The following is a 22961-nucleotide window of genomic DNA, read 5'->3' on the forward strand; positions in this document are numbered from 1 at the left end:
CCTTGCATCAAAGACTCCTTGATCGCTTCGCGATCCAAGCTGGCAGTCTACACCCCGCCCCATAACGGCCATTAATCAACGCAACGCTTCCAGCTTGTCGCAATTGAACGCTAAGCTTGGGCTCATGGATGACTCCGATTACTTACGCCTGCTGACCATCGCGGCCGAGCAAGCCAACGCCTTTCTCTCCAATGCCCGCAAATGGGAGCGTGAGCGTTGGGTCTGCCAGCGTCTGCTGCAAGGGCTGAACGTGCCTTATCGCGCCGACGAGTTCGCGCCGGCCGGCGAACCGCCGGACGTCTTGTTTCGCGATGCCAATTTCGAGGTTTTTTTCGTGCTCGACGAGGGCCGCCGTCTCAATGATGAATGGCGCGATGAACTGCAACGCCGCCGCAGTGCGTTCTCCCTGAGCCAACTGGTGCGTCGCGAGGCCAAGCCCCGGCGGATCCCGGCCAATGAATTCCTGATGCGGCTGGCCCCGACCCTGCGCAAGAAAGCCCACAACTACACCGAGCGCGGCATGGACCTGGGCGACCTGGACATCATCGCCTTCGCCAGCCTCAAGCGCGAAGTGCTGGACCTCAACAGCCATTTCCCGCCGCCGACCGAATACCTGCGCCAGGGCTGGCGCTCGCTGTCGCTGGTGGGGCCGACGTTCGCCCGGGTGCTGTTCGCCCATCCCGATGCGCCGGACTTCCTGCGCAGCAACCTGGGGCGCAGCATTGTGTTCGATGTCGGGATCAGCCTGTGAGCCCATTGCAGGAATTGATCGCCGCCGTGCCGCAGCAGGGCCGCGTACGCTGGATTGGCGTGCGCCCCCAGGGCCACGCCCCCATGATCGAACTGGACGCCGTGGAGGCCCGCCTGGAAGCCGGCCTGACGGGTGATCATGCCCGCCCCGGCGTGCGCAATGCCCGGCAAGTCACCTTGATTCAGTGGGAGCACCTGGCCGTGATCAGTTCCCTGATGGGCCGCGCGGCGGATCAACCGGTGTTGCCACAAGAGCTGCGACGCAACCTTGTGATCAGCGGCATCAATCTGTTCAGCCTCAAGGGCCGGCGCTTTCGCATCGGCCAGGCGATCTTCGAAACCACCGGCTGGTGCCAGCCGTGCGCGCGACTGGAGCGAAACCTCGGCGAAGGGACGTTCCAGGCCGTACGCGGCCATGGCGGAATCACAGCCCGGGTGTTAAAAAGTGGAATCATTCGCCTGGACGACAGCTTGCGTGTCGAACCTGTTCCGGCGAGCGGCTACGCTGCTTTCAATGCCGGATAGCCGGACGCTGTAGCGTCTACACCTTTCGCAACGTCTACCTGACGAGGCCTTTATGACCAGCCGCCTGAACCCAGATGACCAGAAGCATGTCGAAGAGTACCTGCAACTGTCCCAGCACCGAGTCGAGCGCCGGCCCTTCCGGCCGTGGATGCTCCTGGTGGTGGTGCTGGCCGTGACCATCGGCCTGGGCCTGTTGAGCCGACTGATCAGTTACCTGACGCTATGAGCCGCTTGATGCTCGCGCGGGTAACGGCACCGATTTCCTTTAGCCTTGCGAGATATCCCCATGACTCATCGTATTGTCATCGTTGGCGGCGGCGCCGGCGGTCTGGAGTTGGCTACCCGTCTGGGTAAGACTCTGGGCAAGCGCGGTACGGCCAGTGTGATGCTGGTCGACGCGAACCTGACCCACATCTGGAAACCCCTGCTGCACGAAGTGGCCGCCGGTTCCTTGAACTCCTCCGAAGACGAACTCAACTATGTTGCCCAGGCAAAATGGAACCACTTCGAGTTCCAGCTCGGGCGCATGAGTGGCCTGGATCGCGAGCGCAAGAGAATCCAACTGGCCGCCACCTATGACGAGGGCGGCGTCGAATTGTTGCCGGCCCGGGAACTAGGCTACGACACCCTGGTGATTGCCGTCGGCAGTACCACCAACGACTTCGGCACCGAAGGCGCGGCGCAGCATTGCCTGTTCCTCGACACTCGCAAACAGGCCGAGCGTTTCCATCAGCAACTGCTCCACCACTATCTGCGTGCCCACGCCGGGCAGACCGATATCGTCGAGAGCATCAGCGTCGCCATCGTCGGCGCCGGTGCGACCGGGGTCGAACTGGCGGCCGAGCTGCATAATGCCGCCCACGAACTGCACGCCTACGGCCTGGACCGCATCAAACCGGAAAACATGCACATCACCCTGATCGAGGCAGGCCCACGCGTCTTGCCGGCACTGCCGGAGCGTATCGGCGGGCCGGTGCACAAGACCCTGGAAAAACTCGGGGTCAATGTCATGACCAACGCCGCTGTCAGCCAGGTGACCGCCGACAGCCTGATTACGGCGGATGGCAAAGTGATCGACGCGAGCCTGAAAGTCTGGGCCGCCGGGATTCGCGCACCGGACTTCCTCAAGGACATCGACGGCCTGGAGACCAACCGGATCAACCAGTTGCACGTGCTGCCTACGCTACAGACCACCCGTGACGAGAACATCTTCGCCTTCGGTGACTGCGCCGCCTGCCCGCAACCCGGCAGCGAACGCAACGTCCCGCCCCGCGCCCAGGCAGCGCATCAGCAGGCCTCGCTGCTGGCCAAGTCCTTGAAGCTGCGGATCGAGGGCAAGGCCCTGCCTGAATACAAGTACACCGACTACGGCTCGTTGATCTCGCTGTCGCGGTTCTCGGCAGTGGGCAACCTGATGGGCAACCTGACCGGCAGCGTGATGCTCGAAGGCTGGCTGGCGCGGATGTTCTACGTGTCGCTGTACCGCATGCACCAGATGGCGCTGTACGGCATGTTTCGCACGGCGATGCTGATGTTGGGGAGCAAGATCGGGCGTGGGACTGAGCCTCGGCTGAAGTTGCACTGAGGATAAAAGCGACGCGTAAACTGCTCGTGACAGCGATGGGTTCTAGAGGTGCATCGCCTGTTCCACCGTTTTCGCGAGCAAGCCTGCTCCCACAGTTGATCGCATACTCATGAAATACTCGATCTCCTGTGGGAGCGGGCTTGCTCGCGAAGGCGGCAGTGCAGTCAATAGTCATCTAAACGATAAAAATCGAGCTCCGCAGCATCAATCAAACCTGAAACCGTTGCACCATCGTGCGCAGCGAATTCGCTAGTTGCGACAACTCATGGCTGGACGCGCTGGTCTGGTCCGCGCCGGAGGCCGAGCGCACCGACAAGTCACGAATGTTCACCAGGTTGCGATCCACCTCACGGGCGACTTGCGCCTGTTCTTCGGCGGCGCTGGCGATCACCAGGTTACGCTCGTGGATCTCGTTGACCGAGGCCGTGATGGTCTGTAGCGCTTCCCCTGCCCGTTCCGCCATCGCCAGGGTGCTGGCGGCGCGACTGGAGCTGGCCTGCATGGAGTCGAGTGCCTGGGTGGCACCGCTGCGCATGCCCTGGACCATCTGTTCGATTTCCTGGGTCGATTGCTGCGTGCGATAAGCCAGCGCCCGCACCTCGTCCGCGACCACCGCGAACCCCCGTCCACTCTCACCCGCCCGGGCCGCTTCGATGGCCGCGTTGAGGGCCAGCAGGTTGGTCTGCTCGGCGATGGCCCGGATCACATCCAGCACCTTGCCGATATCCTGCGACTGGTTGGCCAGGGATTGCACCAGGCCGCCAGTCACTTGCACATCGCTGGCAAGGGCGCCGATGGCATCGACCGTGTCGCTGACCCGCTGCTGCCCAAGGGACGCCGACTCACTGGACTGACGCGTGGCATCGGAGGTGGAAACCGCATTGCGCGCGACCTCCTCCACGGCGGTGGTCATTTCGGTGACGGCTGTGGCCGCCTGTTCGATTTCGTTGTTCTGCTGTTGCAGGCTGTGGGTGCTATCGACGGTGACCGCGTTCAGCTCATCGGCGGCGGTCGCCAGTTGGGTAGCCGAGCCGCTGATACCCTGCAGGGTTTCACGCAGGTTCTGCTGCATGGTCGCCAGCGCCTTGAGCAAGCGGCTCACTTCGTCGCTGCCGTGGGTCTCGATCGGTCGGGTCAGGTCGCCTCGGGCAACGTTCTCGGCAGCATTCAAGGCCTCGCCCAAAGGCTTGACGATACTGCGGGTGAGCAGCATGGCCAGGGCCACCGTCGCCAGGGCGGCGAGCACGATGAACAGGCTGACGATCATCCGGGAATTGACGTAGTGCTCCTGGGATTTCTGGCTTTCGATGGAGACTTGTTTGGAGAACAGCTCCGCCAGGTCGTTGAGTTGTTTGCCGGAACCGTCCACCACGGTCTTCATGTCCACCAGCAGCAGCTTGATCAACTCGTCCCGACGTCCCTGCTCTGCCAGTGCAAAGGATTGGGCGATGCCCGTGCGGTAAGCAGCGAAGGTTTGCTTGAACTGGTCATAAAGCGCTTTGCCTTCAGGCGTGACGACCAGCTTTTCGTAACTGGCGATTTTTTCGCTCAGTTCCTTGTCGCGGGTGTCCATTTGCCCACGATACACCGAGATGTTCTTCGGATCCTGGTCCAGGGCCATGCGCAGGGAGATCGTGCGGATGCGCAACATCAATTCACGGATCTCGTCACCGCCGCGAATACTGGGCAACCACTGGGTTTCTACCGCGACTTCACTGTCACGGATACTCGACATCTGTCCCAGCGCAAACACCCCGAGCAATGCCACCAGCACGGCGATCAAAGCGAAACCCAACGCAGCACGGGGGGCGATATTCAGTTGACGAAGAACCATGGGGAGCGCCTTTTTTATTATTGGCCTGAAGTGGGGCCATGCCCCTGTCGGTGGGTTATCGGCAGGTTGTACGATGACTTAAGGCAATCTGCTTTATCGCAGGCAAAAAAAATCCCCGTATCTTTCGATACGAGGATTTTCAATATGGTCGGGGTAAGGGGATTCGAACTCCTGACATCCTGCTCCCAAAGCAGGCGCGCTACCGGACTGCGCTATACCCCGGTAAAAAAAAGGCGACCTTCGCAAGTCGCCTTCTCGATCAGCGCTTTTGGCATCTGATCTTAAGATTCGATTCCAGCGAACTGGTTTCAAAAATGGTGGGTCGTGTGGGATTCGAACCTACGACCAATTGGTTAAAAGCCAACTGCTCTACCAACTGAGCTAACGACCCAAATATGGTCGGGGTAAGGGGATTCGAACTCCTGACATCCTGCTCCCAAAGCAGGCGCGCTACCGGACTGCGCTATACCCCGATTGAAATGGCTCCGTGACCAGGACTCGAACCTGGGACCCAATGATTAACAGTCATTTGCTCTACCGACTGAGCTATCACGGAACTGATATTTCAAGTTACAACGTTGAAGCTAGCTTCAACCTCTTCTACCCTTACGCATCGCTGCGTTCGTGTGTCTGAGGCGCGCTATTCTACAATCTTCAAAACCTCTGTCAACCCCTTAAATTGCTTTCAAGACAATGATTTGCAACTTATTTTGGATTCCTTCTCAGTGAGAAGTCGTCCTTGGGGTGACTGACTGCGGGGCGCACTTTACAAGCCTTTTCCTTTGAGTTCAACGGCCTGATGAAAAAAATGGCCTCGCAAAGCGAGGCCATTCCAATTGCAGACAATGCCGGCTTTCAGTTGAAGACGATTTCGTCGTTCTCCACCGTACCGGTCACGGTTTCACCCGGCATGAAGCGACCCGACAGGATCAACTGCGCCAGCGGGTTTTCGATCCAGCGCTGGATCGCCCGCTTCAGCGGCCGTGCGCCATAGACCGGGTCGTAACCCACGGCAATCAACTTGTCCAACGCCTCATCGCTCAATTGCAGTTTCAGCTCACGCTCGGTAAGACGGCTGCGCAGGCGACCCAACTGGATCTCGGTAATGCCGGCAATCTGATCGCGGGCCAGCGGCTCGAAGATCACCACTTCGTCGACCCGGTTGATGAACTCTGGACGGAAGTGGGTAGAGATCGCATCCATCACCGCAGCGCGCTGCGCCTCGCGGTCACCCACCAGTTCCTGGATCTGCGTCGAGCCCAGGTTGGAGGTCATCACGATCACCGTGTTACGGAAATCCACCGTGCGCCCGTGGCTGTCGGTCAAGCGACCATCCTCCAGCACTTGCAGCAGGATGTTGAACACATCCGGGTGCGCCTTCTCGACTTCATCGAGCAGGATCACCGAGTACGGTTTGCGCCGCACAGCCTCGGTCAGGTAGCCACCCTCTTCATAGCCGACATAACCTGGTGGCGCACCGATCAACCGTGCCACGGAATGTTTCTCCATGAACTCGGACATGTCGATGCGCACCATGGCCTCTTCCGTATCGAAGAGGAACTCGGCCAACGCCTTGCACAATTCAGTCTTACCGACACCGGTAGGGCCGAGGAACATGAACGAACCGCTCGGCCGGTTAGGGTCCGACAGCCCGGCGCGGGAACGGCGCACGGCGTTGGACACCGCCACCACCGCTTCTTCCTGACCAATCACGCGCTGGTGCAGCAGGCTTTCCATCTTCAGCAGCTTGTCACGCTCGCCCTCGAGCATTTTCGACACCGGAATACCGGTCCACTTGGAGACCACTTCGGCGATTTCTTCCTCGGTGACCTTGCTGCGCAGCAACTGGTTTTCGCTCTTGCCGTGCTGGTCGACCATCTGCAGGCTGCGCTCCAGATCCGGGATCACCCCGTACTGCAGCTCGGCCATGCGATTGAGGTCGCCTTTACGGCGCGCCGCTTCCAGCTCCTGGCGGGACTGTTCGATCTTCTGCTGGATCTGCGCCGAGCCCTGGACTTCGGCTTTCTCCGAGTTCCAGATTTCCTCGAGGTCGGAATACTCGCGTTCATGGCGAACGATTTCTTCCTGCAGCCTTTCCAGACGCTTCTTCGCCGCTTCGTCGCTTTCTTTCTTCAGGGCCTGGGATTCGACCTTGAGTTGAATCAGTCGCCGCTCCAACCGATCCAGCACTTCAGGCTTGGAGTCGATTTCCATGCGGATGCGACTGGCCGCCTCGTCGATCAGGTCGATGGCCTTGTCCGGCAATTGGCGGTCGGTGATGTAGCGGTGGCTGAGCTTGGCCGCCGCGATGATCGCGCCATCGGTAATCGCCACCTTGTGGTGAACTTCATAGCGTTCTTTAAGGCCGCGCAGGATAGCGATGGTGTCCTCTTCGCTCGGCTCCTCCACCAGTACTTTCTGGAAGCGCCGCTCAAGGGCCGCGTCTTTCTCTATATATTGGCGGTACTCGTTGAGCGTGGTCGCGCCGACGCAGTGCAGCTCGCCACGAGCCAACGCTGGCTTGAGCATGTTGCCGGCGTCCATCGAGCCTTCACCCTTGCCCGCACCGACCATGGTGTGCAGTTCATCGATGAACAGGATGATCTGTCCTTCCTGCTTGGACAGCTCATTGAGCAGCGCCTTGAGCCGCTCTTCGAATTCACCACGGTATTTGGCGCCGGCGATCAAGGCCCCCATATCCAGGGACAACAGCCGCTTGCCCTTGAGGCCATCCGGCACTTCGCCGTTGATGATGCGCTGGGCCAGGCCCTCGGCGATGGCGGTTTTACCCACGCCTGGCTCACCGATCAGCACCGGGTTGTTCTTGGTGCGGCGTTGCAGCACCTGGATCGTGCGGCGGATCTCGTCGTCACGGCCGATCACCGGGTCGAGCTTGCCTTCTTCGGCACGCTTGGTCAGGTCGACGGTGTATTTATCCAGCGCCTGGCGCGACTCTTCGTGGTTGGCGTCGTTGACCGCTTCGCCGCCACGCAGGTTGTTGATGGCATTTTCCAGGGCTTTCTTGCTCACGCCCTGGCCAAGCAGGAGTTTGCCGAGCTTGCTGTTTTCATCCATGGCGGCGAGCAGCACCAGCTCGCTGGAAATGAACTGGTCGCCCTTCTGCTGGGCCAGGCGATCGGCCTGGTTGAGCAGCCGCGCCAGGTCCTGGGACATGTTCACGTCACCGGTCGGATTCTGGATCTTGGGTAACAGGTCGAGTTCTTTCGCCAGTTCTTTGCGCAGGCTGTTGACGTCAAAGCCGACCTGCATCAGCAGGGGCTTGATGGAACCGCCCTGCTGTTCGAGCATGGCTTGCATCAAATGCGCCGGTTCGATACCGGGATGGTCCAGGCCGACGGCCAGGGACTGGGCATCGGACAGGGCCAACTGTAATTTGCTGGTTAAACGATCAATACGCATGGGTCACCTTCCTTTTGAGCAGGCCGGACCTAAACACATCCTGAATGAAGAAACCTGCCAGATACCCTTATAGATGTGGTCGATTCTGGAAGTTTCAAGCAGCGCAGCCTTGATGCAGATCAGCGAAGTCTAGCGCTCGATCCAGATCAGCGAGGCGAAGCGACCGGTGCACGGATTGCGGCGGTAGGAAAAGAAACGAGGGTCGGTCACGGTGCACAGGCCACCACCGTACACCGCAGTGACACCGCGCACCGCCAGCCGCAAGCGGGCCAACTGATAGATGTCGGCCAGGAACTTGCCGGCGTTGGGGCTCGCGGCGAAAGCTTTTACCGCTTCAGGCAGTTGCGCGATGAAGGCTTCACGCACCTCCGGCCCAACTTCAAACGCTTGCGGACCAATGGCCGGGCCGAGCCAGGCGAGGATTTCATCCGCAGGCACGGCAAGGCTGTCGAGGGTGGCCTCCAGCACACCGTTGGCCAGCCCGCGCCAACCGGCATGGGCCGCTGCGACGCGGGTGCCGGCACGGTTGCAGAACAGTACGGGCAGGCAGTCCGCCGTCATTGACGCGCAGGCGATACCCGGTGTGTCGGTCCAACTGGCATCGGCGGTCGCTACCTGGGTGGGGTCAGCCTCGACCACGGCAATGCCGTGGACCTGCTGCAACCAGGCCGGGGTGATGGCGAACTGATCGGTGAGACGACGGCGGTTTTCGGCGACAGCCGTGGGGTCGTCGCCCACATGGTCGCCCAGGTTGAGGCTGTCGAACGGCGCCAGGCTGACGCCGCCCCCTCGGGTGGTGACGCAGGCCTTGACCCGGGCCGGCGCAGGCCAGTCGGGTATCAGCCAGTCACTCATCCGACGAACGCCTCGCGGTCCTGCTTGAGCAACGTCAGCAGCCAGACAAAGTCATCCGGCAACGGCGACTCCCAGCTCATGCGCTTGCCGGTCGTCGGATGATCCAACTCCAGGAAACGCGCGTGCAGCGCCTGGCGCGGGAAATTCTTCAGCGATTCGACCATGGTCTGGCTGGCGGCTGGCGGAATGCGGAAGCGACCACCGTAGGCCGGGTCACCCACCAACGGAAAGTTGATGTGGGCCATGTGCACACGGATCTGGTGGGTACGCCCGGTTTCCAGCTTGACCCGCACATGCGTGTGGGAACGGAAGCGTTCAAGCACACGATAATGGCTGACCGCCTGCTTGCCGCCCTCCATCACCGCCATGCGCTGGCGCTGCTGGCCGTGACGGCCAATCGGTGCGTTGATCTTGCCACCGGCGGTGACCACGCCGATCACGATGCACTCATAGATACGGCTGACGCTGCGGCTTTGCAACTGAGTGACCAGTTGTGTCTGCGCCTGGATGGTCTTGGCCACCACCATCAGACCGGTGGTGTCCTTGTCCAGGCGATGCACGATGCCGGCACGCGGCACATTGATGATGTCCGGTACATGGTGCAGCAAGGCATTGAGCAACGTCCCGTCGGCATGACCGGCAGCCGGGTGCACCACCAGGCCCGCCGGCTTGTTGATCACCAGGATGTCGTCGTCTTCATAGACGATGTCCAGGGCGATGTCCTGGGCGACCCATTCTCCCTGGGCCTCCTGCTCGGCGGTCAGCTCGAGGATGGCACCGCCGTGGACGATGTCGCGCGGGCGGATCACCGCCCCATCCACAGTCAGGCGGCCGTCCTTGATCCAGGCGGAAAGGCGCGAGCGCGAGTGCTCGGCGAAGAGTTGTGCGGCGACTTGATCGAGGCGTTGGCCGCCCAATTCGGACGGCACCTCTGCGCGAAGTTCTATTTTATCGGACATGCTCGGACTGGGCGTCGGCACAGCCTTTGGTTTCGGCTGCGCGCTTGTGGTTAAATACGGCGTCTTTTGCCCCGAGGCTTTTCAACGGGGCGCTCATCATAACAGGACGGCCCCGCCCAAGACAGCGGCCGTCATAGGGACGCAAGCCGCCATGCAAGTGAAACACCTGCTGCTGATCGCCATCCTCGCATTGACTGCTGCTTGCTCGTCGAAGGAAGTCGTAGACGAAAACCTGAGCGAAGTCGAACTGTACCAACAGGCGCAGAACGACCTGGATAACAACAGCTATACCAGCGCCACCGCCAAGCTCAAGGCGCTGGAGTCGCGGTATCCGTTCGGTCGCTACGCCGATCAGGCCCAATTGGAGCTGATCTACGCCAACTACAAGAACGCCGAGCCGGAAGCCGCCAAGTCCGCCGCCGAGCGTTTCATTCGCCTGCACCCGCAGCACCCGAACGTCGATTACGCCTATTACCTCAAGGGCCTGACCTCCTTCGACCAGGACGTCGGCCTGCTGGCGCGCTTCCTGCCGCTGGACATGACCAAGCGTGACCCGGGCGCCGCGCGCGACTCCTACAATGAGTTCGCCCAGCTGACCAGCCGCTTCCCCAATAGCCGCTACTCGCCGGACGCCAAGCAGCGCATGATCTACCTGCGCAACCTGCTGGCTTCCTACGAAATCCACGTGGCCGACTACTACCTGACTCGTCAGGCCTACGTCGCCGCCGCCAACCGTGGTCGCTACGTGGTGGAAAACTTCCAGGAAACCCCATCGGTGGGCGACGGCCTGGCCGTGATGACAGAAGCCTACCAGCGCCTGCACCTGGACGACCTGGCGGCCACCAGCCTGGAAACCCTCAAGCTGAACTACCCGGATCACCCATCCCTGGTCGATGGCCAGTTCACCCCGCGGGTCGACGAAGCGGACAACCGTTCGTGGCTGAGCAAGGCGACCCTGGGCCTGATCGAGTCGCGTCCGCCGCTGCCGCCGGGAGAGACGCGCGCCAACCAGGACGTGCAACGCCAATTCCAGGATGCCAAGGAAGCCATCCCGAACGAACTCAAGCCCAAGGATGAAAATGGTGACGTGATCGAAGAAGAAGAGCCTGAGAACGAGTCCAGCGACCGCTCCTGGTTCAGCCACCTGACCTTCGGCCTGTTCGACTGAGACAGGGGCATCAGCAAAAAGGGAGACCCGACGGTCTCCCTTTTTTGTACCTGGCTTTTATTGCGCTGTGCGCCGTTCCTGTCCTTGGCTAAACTGCCGGATCATTAGCCAAAAAGCCGCCCATCATGCTTCGTTTACTGTTCTGGATCGCCCTGATTGCCGCCGCGGTATGGTTCTGGCGCAAGCTCAAGAGCACCTCTTCCCCATCGCAGGCACCCCGCGAGCAGGACGCTCCCCCCATGGTCCGTTGCGCTCATTGCGGCGTACACCTGCCTCGCGACCGGGCACTGGCCCTCGAACAACAATGGTATTGCAGCCAGGCTCACCTCGAGCAAGGCCCGGGCACTCGTGAGCGCTGAGACCTCAAGCCCGCGCGAAAAACAGACGCAGCGTCTGCTGCGTCTCTATCACCTGTACCGCCTGAGCATCGGCATCACCCTGGTGCTGCTGATCTCCAGCAAACTGGACAATCGCCTGCTGGAGTTCGCCAACGACGACCTGCTGCGCAGCGGCAGTTGGTTGTATCTGGTGCTGAACATCCTGCTTGTAGTGTTCCTTGAAAACACTCGCCGCCCTGCCCGGCTGTTCGGCCTGGCCCTCACCGACGTACTGCTGCTTTCGTGGCTGTTCTTCGCCGCAGGCGGTGTGCCCAGCGCCATCGGCAACCTGCTCATCGTCTCGGTAGCCATCGGCAATACGCTATTGCGAGGCCGAGTCGGCCTGTTGATCGCCGCTGTCGCCACGATCGGTATCGTCGGCTCGACTTTCTTCCTCGGCCTGAGCGACTCGAACCGCCCCAGCAGCTACCTGCAAGCCGGGACCCTGGGGGCACTGTGCTTCGCCGCCGCCCTGCTGGTACAAGGCCTGACCCGACGGCTGGAAGCCAGCGAAACCCTGGCTGAGCAACGGGCCAGCGAAGTGATCGGCCTCGAAGCACTCAACGCGCTGATCCTGCAGCGCATGCGCACCGGCATCCTGGTGCTGGACCGCGAACGTCGGGTACAACTGGCCAACGAAAGCGCCTTGAACCTGCTGGGCATGCACGACCTGGTCGGCCAGCGGATCGATGACTACTCCGTCGCCCTGGTCGAACGTCTACAACTGTGGCTGAACAACCCTAGCCTGCGCGCGCAGAGCCTGACCATCAGCGGCACGGGCCTGGCACTGCAACCGAGCTTCATCGCCCTGGGCCACAACGAGCAACATCAGATCCTGGTCTTCCTCGAAGACCTGGCCCAGGTTGCGCAGCAGGCCCAACAACTCAAGCTAGCCTCCCTCGGACGCCTGACGGCCGGCATCGCCCACGAAATCCGCAACCCCCTGGGCGCCATCAGCCACGCGGCGCAATTGCTGCGCGAATCCGAGGAACTGAACGACGCGGATCGGCGTCTGACGCAGATTATTCAAGATCACTCTCAACGAATGAATCGCGTCATTGAAAACGTCCTGCAACTGTCTCGCCGCCAGCAAACCACACCCCAACGCCTCGATCTGCGGACCTGGCTCGAACAGTTCGTCCGACAGGCCCACGAAAGCATGGCCGAGCACCAGCAATTGCACCTGAGCATCGATCCGGGCGACTACACCACGCTGATGGACCCCGACCAGTTGACCCAGGTACTCGACAACCTGCTGCGCAACGCCTGGCGCCACAGCGCAATGGCCCACGAACAGGCCGAGGCCTGGCTGAAACTGTTCATCGATCCCCACAGCCAGCTGTCCACACTGGACATCATCGACAACGGCCCCGGCGTGACTCCAGAACAGCAAGCGCACTTGTTCGAGCCCTTCTTTACCACCAGCAGCCAGGGCACCGGCCTTGGGCTCTATCTGTCCCGTGAGCTGTGCGAAAGCAACCAGGCCCGCCTAGACTTCAAACCACGCCAAGGCGGCGGCTGCTTTCGCATCACCTTTGCTCACGGACGGAAACAGATTTGAATATTCGCTCACGGCAACGAATCCTGATCGTCGACGACGAACCGGACATCCGCGAACTCCTGGACATTACCCTGGGCCGGATGAAACTCGACACCCGCAGCGCCAAGAACCTGGCCGAGGCCCAGAGCCTGCTGGCGGGGGATACCTTCGACCTGTGCCTGACCGACATGCGCCTGCCCGATGGCACCGGCCTGGAACTGGTGCAGCACATCCAGCAGCGCTACCCGCAACTGCCCGTGGCGATGATCACTGCCTACGGCAGCCTGGAAACCGCCATCGACGCCCTCAAGGCCGGCGCCTTCGACTTCCTGACCAAGCCGGTCGACCTGGGTCGGTTGCGGGAGCTGGTCAGCAGCGCCCTGCGCCTGCCGCCGGTCGCTCTTCCGGCAAGCACTATCGAGCGTTGCCTGCTGGGTGACTCCCCGCCGATGCGCAATGTGCGCAAACAGATCGAAAAACTCGCTCGCAGCCAGGCACCGGTGTACATCAGCGGGGAATCGGGCTGCGGCAAGGAACTGGTCGCCCGGCTGATCCACGAACAGGGGCCCCGTTCCAACCAGGGTTTTGTGCCAGTCAACTGTGGGGCGATTCCCACTGAGCTGATGGAAAGCGAGTTTTTTGGCCATCGAAAAGGCAGCTTCAGCGGCGCCATCGAAGACAAGCCCGGGCTGTTCCAGGCCGCCCACGGCGGGACCTTATTCCTCGATGAAGTGGCCGACCTGCCCCTGGCCATGCAGGTCAAGCTACTGCGGGCGATCCAGGAAAAGGCCGTGCGCGCTGTTGGCGGCCAACAGGAAGAAGTGGTGGATGTGCGAATCCTCTGCGCCACCCACAAGGACCTGGATGCCGAAGTCGCCGCCGGGCGCTTTCGCCAGGATTTGTATTACCGGCTAAATGTCATCGAACTGCGCGTCCCGCCCTTGCGCGAACGTCGCGAAGACATCGAACCGCTGGCCAATCACATGCTCCAGCGTCTGGCGGCCAACACCGGTAGTCCACCGGCCAAGTTGCATCCCCAGGCGTTGGACGCTCTCAGGAATTACCGCTTCCCGGGCAACGTGCGGGAACTGGAGAACATGCTTGAACGTGCCTACACCCTTTGCGAACAGCAACAAATCGAAGCCGACGACCTGCGCCTGGCCGAGGGTAATAGTACTACTGAGGCGGGCAATCCCGATTTGATGCAGGTCGACAACCTGGAGGATTACCTGGAAGACGTCGAGCGCAAGCTCATCCTCCAGGCCCTGGAGCAAACCCGCTGGAACCGCACGGCGGCGGCGCAGCGGTTGAAGTTGTCGTTTCGGTCGATGCGGTATCGGTTGAAGAAGTTGGGGTTGGATTGAGCCGCGGCGTTGAAGCCACGCTAACCCCTGTGGCGAGGGGGCTTGCTCCCTTGCCACAGGTTCTGTGTTTGCCTTGGCAGCTCTTCTAGCCTTGCGCCACCGGCACCTGTTTATCCAGTACTCGATTGGCCAACAACTCGCTCAGCTCAATCAACTGTTGTACCCCCAAGGCAACATGTCGCCGCGAGCCTTCGAGCTCGAAGGCCAGGTCGCTGACCGTTGCGTTGGCGGAGGCCAGGGTTTCGCTGAGGTTGGTGAGGAGGCATTCGGTGTCGATGCCGTCCACGACAGTGAATAACTGGTTTGAGGCGGATTTCTTTTTGGCTTCGGGTTTTGGGCCGAGGTAATAGTCGAGGGCGCGCTTGGCGGCTTCATCGAGTTTTTGAGAATCGAGCCCGCCATGGGCTGACGAGGGATCGGTTTCGGGGGGATTGGGTGTGACTTTGATCATCGTGCATCTCCAAGTTTTGGAGCTGCCACCGATCGCCGCGACGCGATTGGGAGTGGCTGCTGTACGCAGGTTCGCGGACCGAACTTGGAGCCTCCGGCATACCCGAAGGTATCCCACGCACAGCCAGCCATGACGGAACGACAAATACCGAAGCACTGTCGTCGACTGGAATTATGCACCAAGTTAGCGGGCCGCGACGCCCGGACGCTGAATTGGCAGCGACGGGAAAAGGTTAGCCAATGCCCTTCCCACCCGGCAACCGCCAGAACTCGTCTGAAAATTCGGTTCGAATCAGAACTTTGTCCGATCATTCCCACAAAGACAGGTCGGCTGTGAGGGCGGTGTGTATATCCGTTTCTGCGGTAACGGCTACTTATGGTTCCGCTCTTACAGCGGGTCACTTTCGAAAAGCGCGAAAGTAACCAAAGCGCTCCTGCCCCACCACTCGGCACCTCGCCTAGGCTCGGTGTGCCCTCACTCCGGCATTGCTCCGTGGGCCCGCCGCGAAGGGCCATCCATGGCCCAGCGCGGCTATCCCGGCATCCATGCCGGGATGCCCACTACGCAATACCTGCGTTCGGCCAGCGTGGTTAACGGGGCGCCGAGATCAACGTCCACTGCGAGGCGGCCTTATAGCCGACCTGATTTTTTGATGATCGCGATCCTCCTGTGGGAGCGAGCCTGCTCGCGAAGAGACTGGAGCATTCAACATATTCATCGACTGTACCGCCGCCTTCGCGAACAGCCCCACAATTGGATCGGGGGCACAGCAGGAGAAGCAGGTCGGCTGTAAGGCCGCCTTCGCGAGCAAGCTTTGCTCCCACAAAATCTGATTGGTGTACCACCGAGGAGAGCCAGGCCGGCTGTCAGGCCGCCTCGCGGTGGACGTAGATTTTGGCGCCCCGTTAACCACGATGGCCGAACGAAGGTATTGCGCAGTGGGCACCTCGGCATGGATGCCGAGGTAGCCGCGCTGGGCCATGGATGGCCCTTCGCGGCGGGCCCACGGAGCAATGCCTTCGTTCGGGCATGCCGAGCCTAGGCGAGGCACCGAGTGGTGGGGCAGAAGCGCTTTGCTCACTTTCGACTGGGCCGGCTTCCGGGCTCTTCGAAAGTGAGTCGCTGTAAAAGCGAAACCATAAGTGGCCGTTACCGCAGGAATGGATATGTACTCGGTCAACAAATCCCGGTCGGCTTTAAGGCCGCCTCGTCACCAAAACTCCCAAGCCAAAACCGAACCTTACAACCGCCCCGCCGGCGCATAAGGCGCAGGATCAATCACAGGCTCAAGCCCCAACATCAAATCCGTAAACAACCGACACGACGCCGGCGCCAACACCAACCCATTGCGATAATGCCCACAGTTCAACCACAGTCCCGCAAACCCCGGCACCTCACCGATATAGGGAATGCCTTCAGGCGATCCAGGCCGCAACCCAGCCCAATGCCCAACCACCTCAGCCCCCGCCAGCGCCGGAATCAGCTGCTGGGCCGAAGCCTTCAGACTCTCCAGCGCAGCATCCGTCGGGGTCTTGTCGAAGCCCTCACGCTCCAGCGTACTGCCAACCAGAATATGCCCATCACGACGCGGAATCGCATAACGGCCCTTGGCCAGAACCATGCTCGACAGAAAATCCGACGCGCATTTATACAAAATCATCTGGCCCTTGACCGGCTCGACCGGCAATTTCAGCCCCAAAGTCTTGAGCAACTCACCACTCCAGGCGCCAGACGCCAGCACGACCTGATCGCCACGAATCTGCCCGGCAGAACTGTCCACCCCGACAACACGCCCGCCATCACGGATGAACCCGCTGACTTCACAGTGTTCATGCAACGTGACATTCGGCAGCGCTAACAATGCAGCCTTGAGGGATTTCACCAACCGGGGGTTACGCACGTTAGCCACGTCGGCCATGTAGATCGCCCGGGAAAAATCCGCGCCCAGCACCGGCACCGCATCGTGGACAGCCGAGATATCCACAGCCCGCAGCGGGCGCCCTTCCCGTTCGGCCCAGGCCAGCGCTTCGTCCTGGTCGTCCAGGTCCAGCCAGTACAGGCCGGTGACATGCACTTGCGGATCGATCCCGGTGGCGGCGAACAAACGCTCCCCCAACTGTGGATAAAAGTCCTGCGACCAGTGGGCCAACGCCGTGACCGCCGGGCTATAGCGCCATGGATACAATGGCGACACGATACCGCCGCCAGCCCAGGACGATTCCTGGCCGACACTGGAGCGGTCCAGCAGCACCACGCGCTGCCCTTCGGACGCCAGATTGAACGCTGTCAACAGGCCAATGACTCCGCCGCCGACAATCACCACTTGCTGTTGCCTGGTCATGTTCTGATTCGACTCATAAGACAGAGGGCGCAAGGCAGCGCCCGAATAAAAGAAACTCAGCGGCCCCAGCAATCCTTGGTGGTCAGCCCGGCAGCAGCGTTGATCATGCTCCGCACACCGGTATTGTTGATCGTGAAGTCACCGCATTTGTCCGTGGCCATGGACGAGCCACTCTTGCGCACGGCGGTCAGGGTGAAGCTCTGGTCTGCCAGGGTCGGGGTAATGGTGTAGAAATCGTTACCGCTGCTCAGGCCGGTCGCGTTGGTGTAGACGTTGTTCTTCGAGTAGTAGCGCTCGAGAATCTGCGCTTGCTGCGACAGCAACCCAGCGATTTCGGTACGCCGGCCCTTCTTCATGTATTCGGTCAGGCTCGGATAGCCGACGGTGATCACGATACCGATGATCGCAATCACGATCATGATTTCGATCAAGGTGAAACCCCGGTTGGATCTGCGCATGCCTTGCCTCTCACTGTATTTGTCGCCACATGATGCGACGGCTGCCGCCCACGGATTTTTCCAGCAACTCGGTGATATTGCCGCTGGAGTCGTTGACGATCATGTTGGTAGCCCCACTGGCGCTAACCACGGCGCTCAAGGTCGGAATACCGCCCGTGAAGACCACCCCGCTGGAAATCGTGTCAGAACTGTTGAGCTTGCCGTCACCGTTGGTATCGAGCACCGCATAGTTGAGCATCTTACCGTTGAACGCATCCACTTCGATCAGTTTACCGGTACCAAAGCTGGCGCAAGGGTCGGTGGTGTCCACGGCAGCCGTGGTAAAGACCACGCGCCCGCTCACCAGATTGGCCGGGTTGATCACCCGCTCCCCAGTCAGCACGTTGTTGTACACCAAGGGCAGGTACCAGCCCTTTTTCGAAGGATAAGCCACGTCGGTCTGGCTGGTGGTCACGAACTGCCCCGTACTGCCTGAGAACACCCCCGTGATCGACTGGGCCTGCAGGTTCGACACGGTGATTTGCCCGGCACCGCCGGTGGCGTCCCATATCGAGTAGAACCCTTGCAGGTCCTTGTTGAGTTTATCCGCCGTTTCGTTGAACTTGCCGGTGCCGAAAAACACCTGGGTACCGCCCTGCGGGTTGTCCGCCAGCAGCGGTTGAACGGTGATCGGCTGAGTCGCGCCACCGGAAGTGGTGAACAACGGCTGGCCGGAAAACGCCACGCCCCATGTGGCCGGTGAAGTGGCACTGAGGTCGAATTTCCACATCCGCCCTTTCAAATCGCCCCCGTATGCCGCCTGCACCACGTTCTGGGAATTGACCCGCAGTTTGACCGACGACAAGCCATTGCCGGTCTCGCTGCTGTTGATGACGATTTTCCTGATCAGCGAGCCGTCGCGGATATCTACCACGTACAACGCCGCGACACCGCTGTTGCTGCCGTAGCCATTGGAAATGAACGCCGCCCAGCGCCCATCCGCCAGGCGGGCGACTTCGGGACGGGCGTAGGCGTAGCCCAGGTCATTGAAGGCGTTGGCGGTGTTGGCCACGGTCGGCGCGCTGATCTCCCACAACGCCCGCAACACATTGCCCGCTGTCGCATCGAACAACTGAACCGCATAGAACGTCTTGCCCCCGGCACCAGTGCCGCCCAGGGCCACGGTCTTCCAGACACTCCCCGATTGCGTATCGAATACGCCGACCTGTCCATCCACCAGGAACTTGTGGCTCACACCATTGATGTAGTTGGTGTCGGCAATGCTCTGCAACGAGGGCAGCACGCTCGACGGCATATAGGCGTAACGCCGGGTACCGTTGGCACTGTTGATGACGCTGAAAAAACCGTCGTTGGCGTTCACCACCAGGCTGGTATTCATGTTCGTCGCCTTGGTGGTCAGGTACGTGCTGTAGCTGGTGTCGTTGAGCAAATCCGCAGCGGTCTGCTCATTGGGCGATGCCAGCACCAACGGCGAATTGATGATGTCCCCCAGCAATACACTGCGCACCTTCAAACCGGTCTTATTGACCCCCTTGCTCCACTCCACCAGATCGTTACCGGTGATCCCCGTGGGCAGGTTCTGGCTGAGGCTGATTTGCTGGGCCGGCGAGAAGTTAGCGTAGGCCAGGGTGACAGGCACATTGGTCGCGGTATTCCACGACTGGTAAATCGGCGCCGTGGCACCGGGCACGATGGCCGTGTCGGTGGTCCATTGCGCCGCAGCCCTGTTGACCGTACCTGTCGTGGTGAAGCCGAATGCCCGGATGGTCCCGCGCCAGTCCTTGGGGTCATACGTGGTCTGGTAGTAGCTGGAGGTGCTGGACAACGTGGCGGCATTGGTCGTGCCTGCGCCCCCGGATCCAGCCTTGGAGGTGATATCGCTCAGGGCAGAGGCCAACGCAGAGTTGAGGCCTTCGCTGTCGGTCGCCTGGTAATACTTGCCTGCACCGTAGCGGGCGGCGTCGGACAGCATTTGATTGGTGGCGGTAAAACCCACGGTGTAGGTATTGAGGTACTGCCGAGTGAAATCCGTGGCGTTCCAGCTCTGGCCGGTGGCATCGGTGCCAGTGGAGCGCATGTCGATGTCGAAGGCGAACTTGGCGATGTCGTCCAGGTACAGCGTATCGCCCTCGCCGTCACCGCTGGGGTTGTCACCATCGTTGGTGCTGATGCCATCCCAGTTCGGCAAGCGGGCCCCTCCCAGCGGGTCGTTGGTGGGAAACGTACGATCATAGGTAGGCAAGCCGTCGGTGATCACCACGCCGAAGTTTTTCTGGCAACGGTACTGGATCGGGCTGGTATAGGTGGCCGGTGTGCTGTTGTAGTACGGCGCCATGCCCCTGAAATAACGGGTGACTTCGTAATAGCTCTCGGCCAGCGGCGTATTCGCCACGGCGCCCAGACCGTTGATCGCGTTGATCAGGGCAGTGTAGTTGCTGTTGGCCTGGGTCTGGGTCACGCTGCCGCTGACCGGCGAAAGGTCGCTGATGGCGCGAGCGATGTAGCCTCCTGGCCCGGAATTGCTGCTGTTGGGCGGGTTGAACGTGGCGAGGCCGATACGCAAGGCACGATTGCTGGCAACCAGGTCGTTGGACACATCCCGCGCCACGTTGATTCGATAATCGTTGGGAATCGTGCCGGTGGTGAAATCCCGGCTCGAGCCGTTGGCCAGGGTCACCAGATACGCCAGGTATTTACCGGTGTAACGGGTATTGCCGCCTCCCACAGGATCTGGCAACCGAAGGCAGACCCGCCCAATGCTGGGTCGATAGAAACCGTACCAGCCAGACGAGCAGCCGCCACGCAACAGGCCCACCAACAGGATGTTCGAATCTTCCAGGTCCAGCTCATACCTGTCGTTACAGTTGTTACTGGCGCTGCAGGCATAAGTGCGCACTTGCGTCACAGCCGGATCAAACCCCGCCGCCCAGATAATGTTGTTCATACTCCCCGAGTCATCGATCAGCAGCATCACGTTCGGCGTGACGGCACCCGCACTCAGCAACGGCGAGTCCGAAGGCGTGAACGCATAGGCCGGGGCAGCCAGATAAAGGCTGAGCAATACCCCCCACAACATCGCTATCCAGCCACGGCGAGCCTCAGTATTTCGCATAGATGCTCTCCACCACGCTGCGCTGGTTATTGCCCACCACGGCTACCGCCGTGATCCGGTACAGCGTCGCGGATGTATTGCTGGGTACATTGACCGCCGCGAGCGTGGTGCCGATGTTCTGCACGCCATAAAACCCGCCGGCAGCGGCGACCCAGAGCACCCCCGAGGATGAATTGCGCCCGGCCGCCATGATGGTCGCCGACTCGGCCGGTGGCGCGCACTGAGTCGCGGTGGTACAGACCGCCAGTGAATAGGTCTCGACCTGCACCGCGCTCTCACCCACCCTCAACGCCGCCTCGGCAATCTGGAAGGACTGGTTGCGCAGCATGACGCTGCTGGTCATTTTTTCCTGGAGAGTGGCGCTCTGCATCGACGACAGGCCGATCAGCGTCAGCAGCAACAGAAAAACCAGGCTGACCAGCAGAGCCATGCCTCGCTGGCGATGCTTGAGATTCATCGAACTCATCGATCGCCCCCTCATAGAAGCCGGTTGCGCAAGGCGGCAACCACATTGAAGGTCTGCTCGCGCACCGCGTTCTTCGGATCAAAGAGCGTCAGGGTCAAGCGTACGCTGCGGATCAGTGCCGGGTCTGCCGGGTTGGCGGTGTAGCTCGACGCCGCGATATCCGTCGCGCTCCCGGCCACGCCGAAGGTCACGTCGAACGCCCGCACGTTATCCACCAGCACCGACAAGGTCGGGTTGCCGGCGCCGCTACCCAGCAGCAATTGATTGTTGTTGAAGCTGTAGATCAGTCGACGGATCGGGAAGGCCAACTGCCCCGCCGCCGGTAACCGTGCATTGGTATAGGCCGTCGCCGAGGTGCGGCAATCGGAGACGACGGTCCAGGTCGGAGTGCTCCCGCCACTGCCTATGTCCGCGGTGACCAGGGTCAATCTCCGGTTAGCGTTGTCCCAGCGGATCGGGGTGATCTGGCTGGCATTGAAATCATTGGCCGTGGACGCATCGGTAATGGTCCCCAGGCAACCGAACATGCCCACCATGCGAATCTCCTGGACCATTTTGCTCAGTACGAACCGGGCGTCCTCCTGCATCACCGCCGCCGCGCTCTGGCTGATGTAGGTGTTCTTGGCGGCGATGAAGATCTGCACGACACCCAGCACGACGATCAAGCTGAGCACCAGCGCGATCATCAACTCGATCAGGCCAAAACCGCGACTGTGCCGGTTCATGGCGTCGCCCCCACCGGATCGACGGCGACGCGACTGGTCAGCACAAAGCTGCGCCGCGCCTCGGCCGCGTTGGTGGTGTTGGCGGCGCGTGCGTCGTCCCAGGAAATGGTGATGGTGTAGACCCGCAGATTCAGCGCAATGGTGCCGGTGGCAGTGGCGCCGCCGAAGGCGATGATGTTGGTCTTGAAATCATAAAGGTCCTGGTCCCGGGCCACGCTGAGGTTCGGCGAGCTGGGCGGCGTGATGGTGTAGTCGGCGCCGGAATTGGCGCGAATGCGGTCCAGCAGGTCGTAGGCAATGAAACTGGCCTGGCTGGTCATGCGCGAACTGTCGGTGTACTTGAGCGCATTGAGCTGGATCATTGCCGCCCCCAGCAAGCCGACGCCGAGAATCAGCACCGCCACCAGCACCTCGATCAACGTCATGCCGGCCTGCGCCCTTTTACTGCAACCCTTCATCCGCAACTTCCACCCAATACGATTCTTCCATTGAGGCAAACACTCAGCGTCCTGCTCTGCGCCCCTCGTACATAATTGAAACTCACCGGCGTGGCCGGTGCCGACAACCCGCCAAGGTTGTTGAAATCAATATTGCTCACCTCTGAGGTTAGCGTCAGAGTCACGCCACTGCCCATCGCTGGAACAACCCGCAATATATTGGGCGACGAGCCAGTACTGTCATACACCGTCAGTTCGCCGCTCCAGGCACTGCCCTGGGCCGTGGGACGAATTCGCGTGGTGATACCACGGTCGATCGCCTCCATCCGGGCAAAGTTCAGCGCCCGGCGCAGATCGCCGATCTCGGTATCGGCCTTGGTGCTCTGCATCGATCCGGTAAACGCCGGCACCGCCATGGTGATCAGGATCAGCAGCACGCCGAGGGCCACCAGCACCTCGATCAGCGTGAAACCTTTTGTACGAAGATCCATCGGTGCCCTCCGTTGCCGTCGGCTATACCTGCTTGTACACGCTAGAACAAACCACCGCCTTTGTGTGCATCTGTGGTGAGGGGATTTAGCCTTATTGGGGCTG

At 61.0% G+C, this 22961-nt stretch carries 20 protein-coding genes, 4 tRNA genes and 1 pseudogene; 8 read left to right on the forward strand and 17 right to left on the reverse strand.

What is annotated here, in order from left to right:
- Positions 1–124: 124 nt before the first annotated feature.
- The 4 genes from PSH86_RS26005 to PSH86_RS26020 are packed head-to-tail and all read left to right on the forward strand — an operon-like array spanning position 125 to position 2860.
- Entirely contained in the window at positions 125–751 is a 627-nt protein-coding gene (locus PSH86_RS26005; RefSeq protein WP_003205682.1) for a DUF1780 domain-containing protein, read from the forward strand.
- Complete coding sequence (locus PSH86_RS26010; RefSeq protein ID WP_116833475.1) at positions 748–1275, forward strand: MOSC domain-containing protein; 528 nt, start codon at positions 748–750, stop codon at positions 1273–1275. The genes PSH86_RS26005 and PSH86_RS26010 overlap by 4 nt, the downstream gene beginning before the upstream one ends.
- Before the next feature lie 52 nt (positions 1276–1327).
- Positions 1328–1501 carry a DUF3094 domain-containing protein gene (locus PSH86_RS26015; RefSeq protein WP_003185543.1) on the forward strand — a complete coding sequence of 58 codons (174 nt, stop codon included), beginning with the start codon at positions 1328–1330 and terminating at the stop codon, positions 1499–1501.
- Positions 1502–1561: 60 nt separating this feature from the next.
- A complete protein-coding gene (locus tag PSH86_RS26020) occupies positions 1562–2860 on the forward strand; it encodes an NAD(P)/FAD-dependent oxidoreductase (protein ID WP_305485879.1) in 1299 nt (432 codons plus the stop codon).
- A 208-nt stretch (positions 2861–3068) separates the two neighbouring features.
- Here the strand turns inward: PSH86_RS26020 and PSH86_RS30750 are convergent, their stop codons facing one another.
- From PSH86_RS30750 to rluD, 9 genes and pseudogenes are all read right to left on the reverse strand, one after another.
- Positions 3069–3932, reverse strand: a complete 864-nt coding sequence (locus PSH86_RS30750) for a methyl-accepting chemotaxis protein (protein ID WP_370873837.1) — start codon at positions 3930–3932, stop codon at positions 3069–3071.
- Between the two features lie 39 nt (positions 3933–3971).
- Positions 3972–4694, reverse strand: a pseudogene (locus tag PSH86_RS30755) (MCP four helix bundle domain-containing protein); the annotation flags it as partial.
- A 145-nt stretch (positions 4695–4839) separates the two neighbouring features.
- Positions 4840–4916, reverse strand: a tRNA-Pro gene (locus PSH86_RS26030).
- Positions 4917–5009: 93 nt separating this feature from the next.
- Positions 5010–5085: transfer RNA gene (locus PSH86_RS26035), tRNA-Lys, on the reverse strand.
- A gap of 5 nt (positions 5086–5090) precedes the next feature.
- Positions 5091–5167 (reverse strand) — tRNA-Pro (locus PSH86_RS26040).
- A gap of 7 nt (positions 5168–5174) precedes the next feature.
- Positions 5175–5250, reverse strand: a tRNA-Asn gene (locus tag PSH86_RS26045).
- Positions 5251–5549: 299 nt separating this feature from the next.
- The gene (gene clpB, locus PSH86_RS26050) at positions 5550–8114 is read right to left on the reverse strand and encodes an ATP-dependent chaperone ClpB (RefSeq protein ID WP_305485882.1); all 2565 of its coding nucleotides are present in this window, start codon (positions 8112–8114) and stop codon (positions 5550–5552) included.
- A 129-nt stretch (positions 8115–8243) separates the two neighbouring features.
- Positions 8244–8969 carry a peptidoglycan editing factor PgeF gene (gene pgeF, locus PSH86_RS26055; protein ID WP_305485885.1) on the reverse strand — a complete coding sequence of 242 codons (726 nt, stop codon included), beginning with the start codon at positions 8967–8969 and terminating at the stop codon, positions 8244–8246.
- Entirely contained in the window at positions 8966–9928 is a 963-nt protein-coding gene (gene rluD, locus PSH86_RS26060) for a 23S rRNA pseudouridine(1911/1915/1917) synthase RluD (RefSeq protein ID WP_116833478.1), read from the reverse strand. Before rluD ends, pgeF begins: the two co-directional genes overlap by 4 nt.
- Positions 9929–10079: 151 nt before the next feature.
- Between rluD and PSH86_RS26065 the strand changes: the two genes are divergently transcribed.
- The 4 genes from PSH86_RS26065 to PSH86_RS26080 all read left to right on the forward strand — a co-directional run bounded on the left by PSH86_RS26065 (position 10080) and on the right by PSH86_RS26080 (position 14377).
- Positions 10080–11096 carry an outer membrane protein assembly factor BamD gene (locus PSH86_RS26065; protein ID WP_092204245.1) on the forward strand — a complete coding sequence of 339 codons (1017 nt, stop codon included), beginning with the start codon at positions 10080–10082 and terminating at the stop codon, positions 11094–11096.
- 125 nt (positions 11097–11221) lie between these two features.
- Positions 11222–11455, forward strand: a complete 234-nt coding sequence (locus PSH86_RS26070) for a PP0621 family protein (protein ID WP_109756371.1) — start codon at positions 11222–11224, stop codon at positions 11453–11455.
- Positions 11445–13034 (forward strand): nitrogen regulation protein NR(II), encoded by a 1590-nt coding sequence (locus PSH86_RS26075; RefSeq protein ID WP_109756372.1) that lies wholly within the window; start codon positions 11445–11447, stop codon positions 13032–13034. Before PSH86_RS26070 ends, PSH86_RS26075 begins: the two co-directional genes overlap by 11 nt.
- A complete protein-coding gene (locus PSH86_RS26080) occupies positions 13031–14377 on the forward strand; it encodes a sigma-54 dependent transcriptional regulator (RefSeq protein ID WP_163856580.1) in 1347 nt (448 codons plus the stop codon). The genes PSH86_RS26075 and PSH86_RS26080 overlap by 4 nt, the downstream gene beginning before the upstream one ends.
- A gap of 85 nt (positions 14378–14462) precedes the next feature.
- Here the strand turns inward: PSH86_RS26080 and PSH86_RS26085 are convergent, their stop codons facing one another.
- The 8 genes from PSH86_RS26085 to PSH86_RS26120 all read right to left on the reverse strand — a co-directional run bounded on the left by PSH86_RS26085 (position 14463) and on the right by PSH86_RS26120 (position 22858).
- Positions 14463–14828, reverse strand: coding sequence for a DUF6124 family protein (locus PSH86_RS26085; RefSeq protein WP_305485894.1), 366 nt, complete (start codon positions 14826–14828; stop codon positions 14463–14465).
- A gap of 1240 nt (positions 14829–16068) precedes the next feature.
- Positions 16069–17169, reverse strand: a complete 1101-nt coding sequence (gene thiO, locus PSH86_RS26090) for a glycine oxidase ThiO (protein WP_305485897.1) — start codon at positions 17167–17169, stop codon at positions 16069–16071.
- A gap of 56 nt (positions 17170–17225) precedes the next feature.
- Entirely contained in the window at positions 17226–17627 is a 402-nt protein-coding gene (locus tag PSH86_RS26095; protein ID WP_134925875.1) for a type IV pilin protein, read from the reverse strand.
- Positions 17628–17637: 10 nt separating this feature from the next.
- Positions 17638–20739, reverse strand: coding sequence for a pilus assembly protein (locus PSH86_RS26100; protein ID WP_305485902.1), 3102 nt, complete (start codon positions 20737–20739; stop codon positions 17638–17640).
- Complete coding sequence (locus PSH86_RS26105) at positions 20726–21196, reverse strand: PilX N-terminal domain-containing pilus assembly protein (RefSeq protein ID WP_116834281.1); 471 nt, start codon at positions 21194–21196, stop codon at positions 20726–20728. The genes PSH86_RS26100 and PSH86_RS26105 overlap by 14 nt, the downstream gene beginning before the upstream one ends.
- A gap of 20 nt (positions 21197–21216) precedes the next feature.
- Positions 21217–21930 carry a PilW family protein gene (locus tag PSH86_RS26110; RefSeq protein ID WP_109756378.1) on the reverse strand — a complete coding sequence of 238 codons (714 nt, stop codon included), beginning with the start codon at positions 21928–21930 and terminating at the stop codon, positions 21217–21219.
- On the reverse strand, positions 21927–22388 hold the full coding sequence (gene pilV / locus PSH86_RS26115) for a type IV pilus modification protein PilV (RefSeq protein WP_305485907.1): 462 nt from the start codon (positions 22386–22388) through the stop codon (positions 21927–21929). Before pilV ends, PSH86_RS26110 begins: the two co-directional genes overlap by 4 nt.
- Positions 22385–22858: a GspH/FimT family pseudopilin gene (locus tag PSH86_RS26120; RefSeq protein ID WP_305485911.1), complete on the reverse strand. Its 474-nt coding sequence runs from the start codon at positions 22856–22858 to the stop codon at positions 22385–22387. The genes pilV and PSH86_RS26120 overlap by 4 nt, the downstream gene beginning before the upstream one ends.
- Between the last annotated feature and the right edge of the window lie 103 nt (positions 22859–22961).

Source organism: Pseudomonas sp. FP2300, from assembly GCF_030687595.1.
Taxonomy (GTDB): Bacteria; Pseudomonadota; Gammaproteobacteria; order Pseudomonadales; family Pseudomonadaceae; genus Aquipseudomonas; species Aquipseudomonas bijieensis.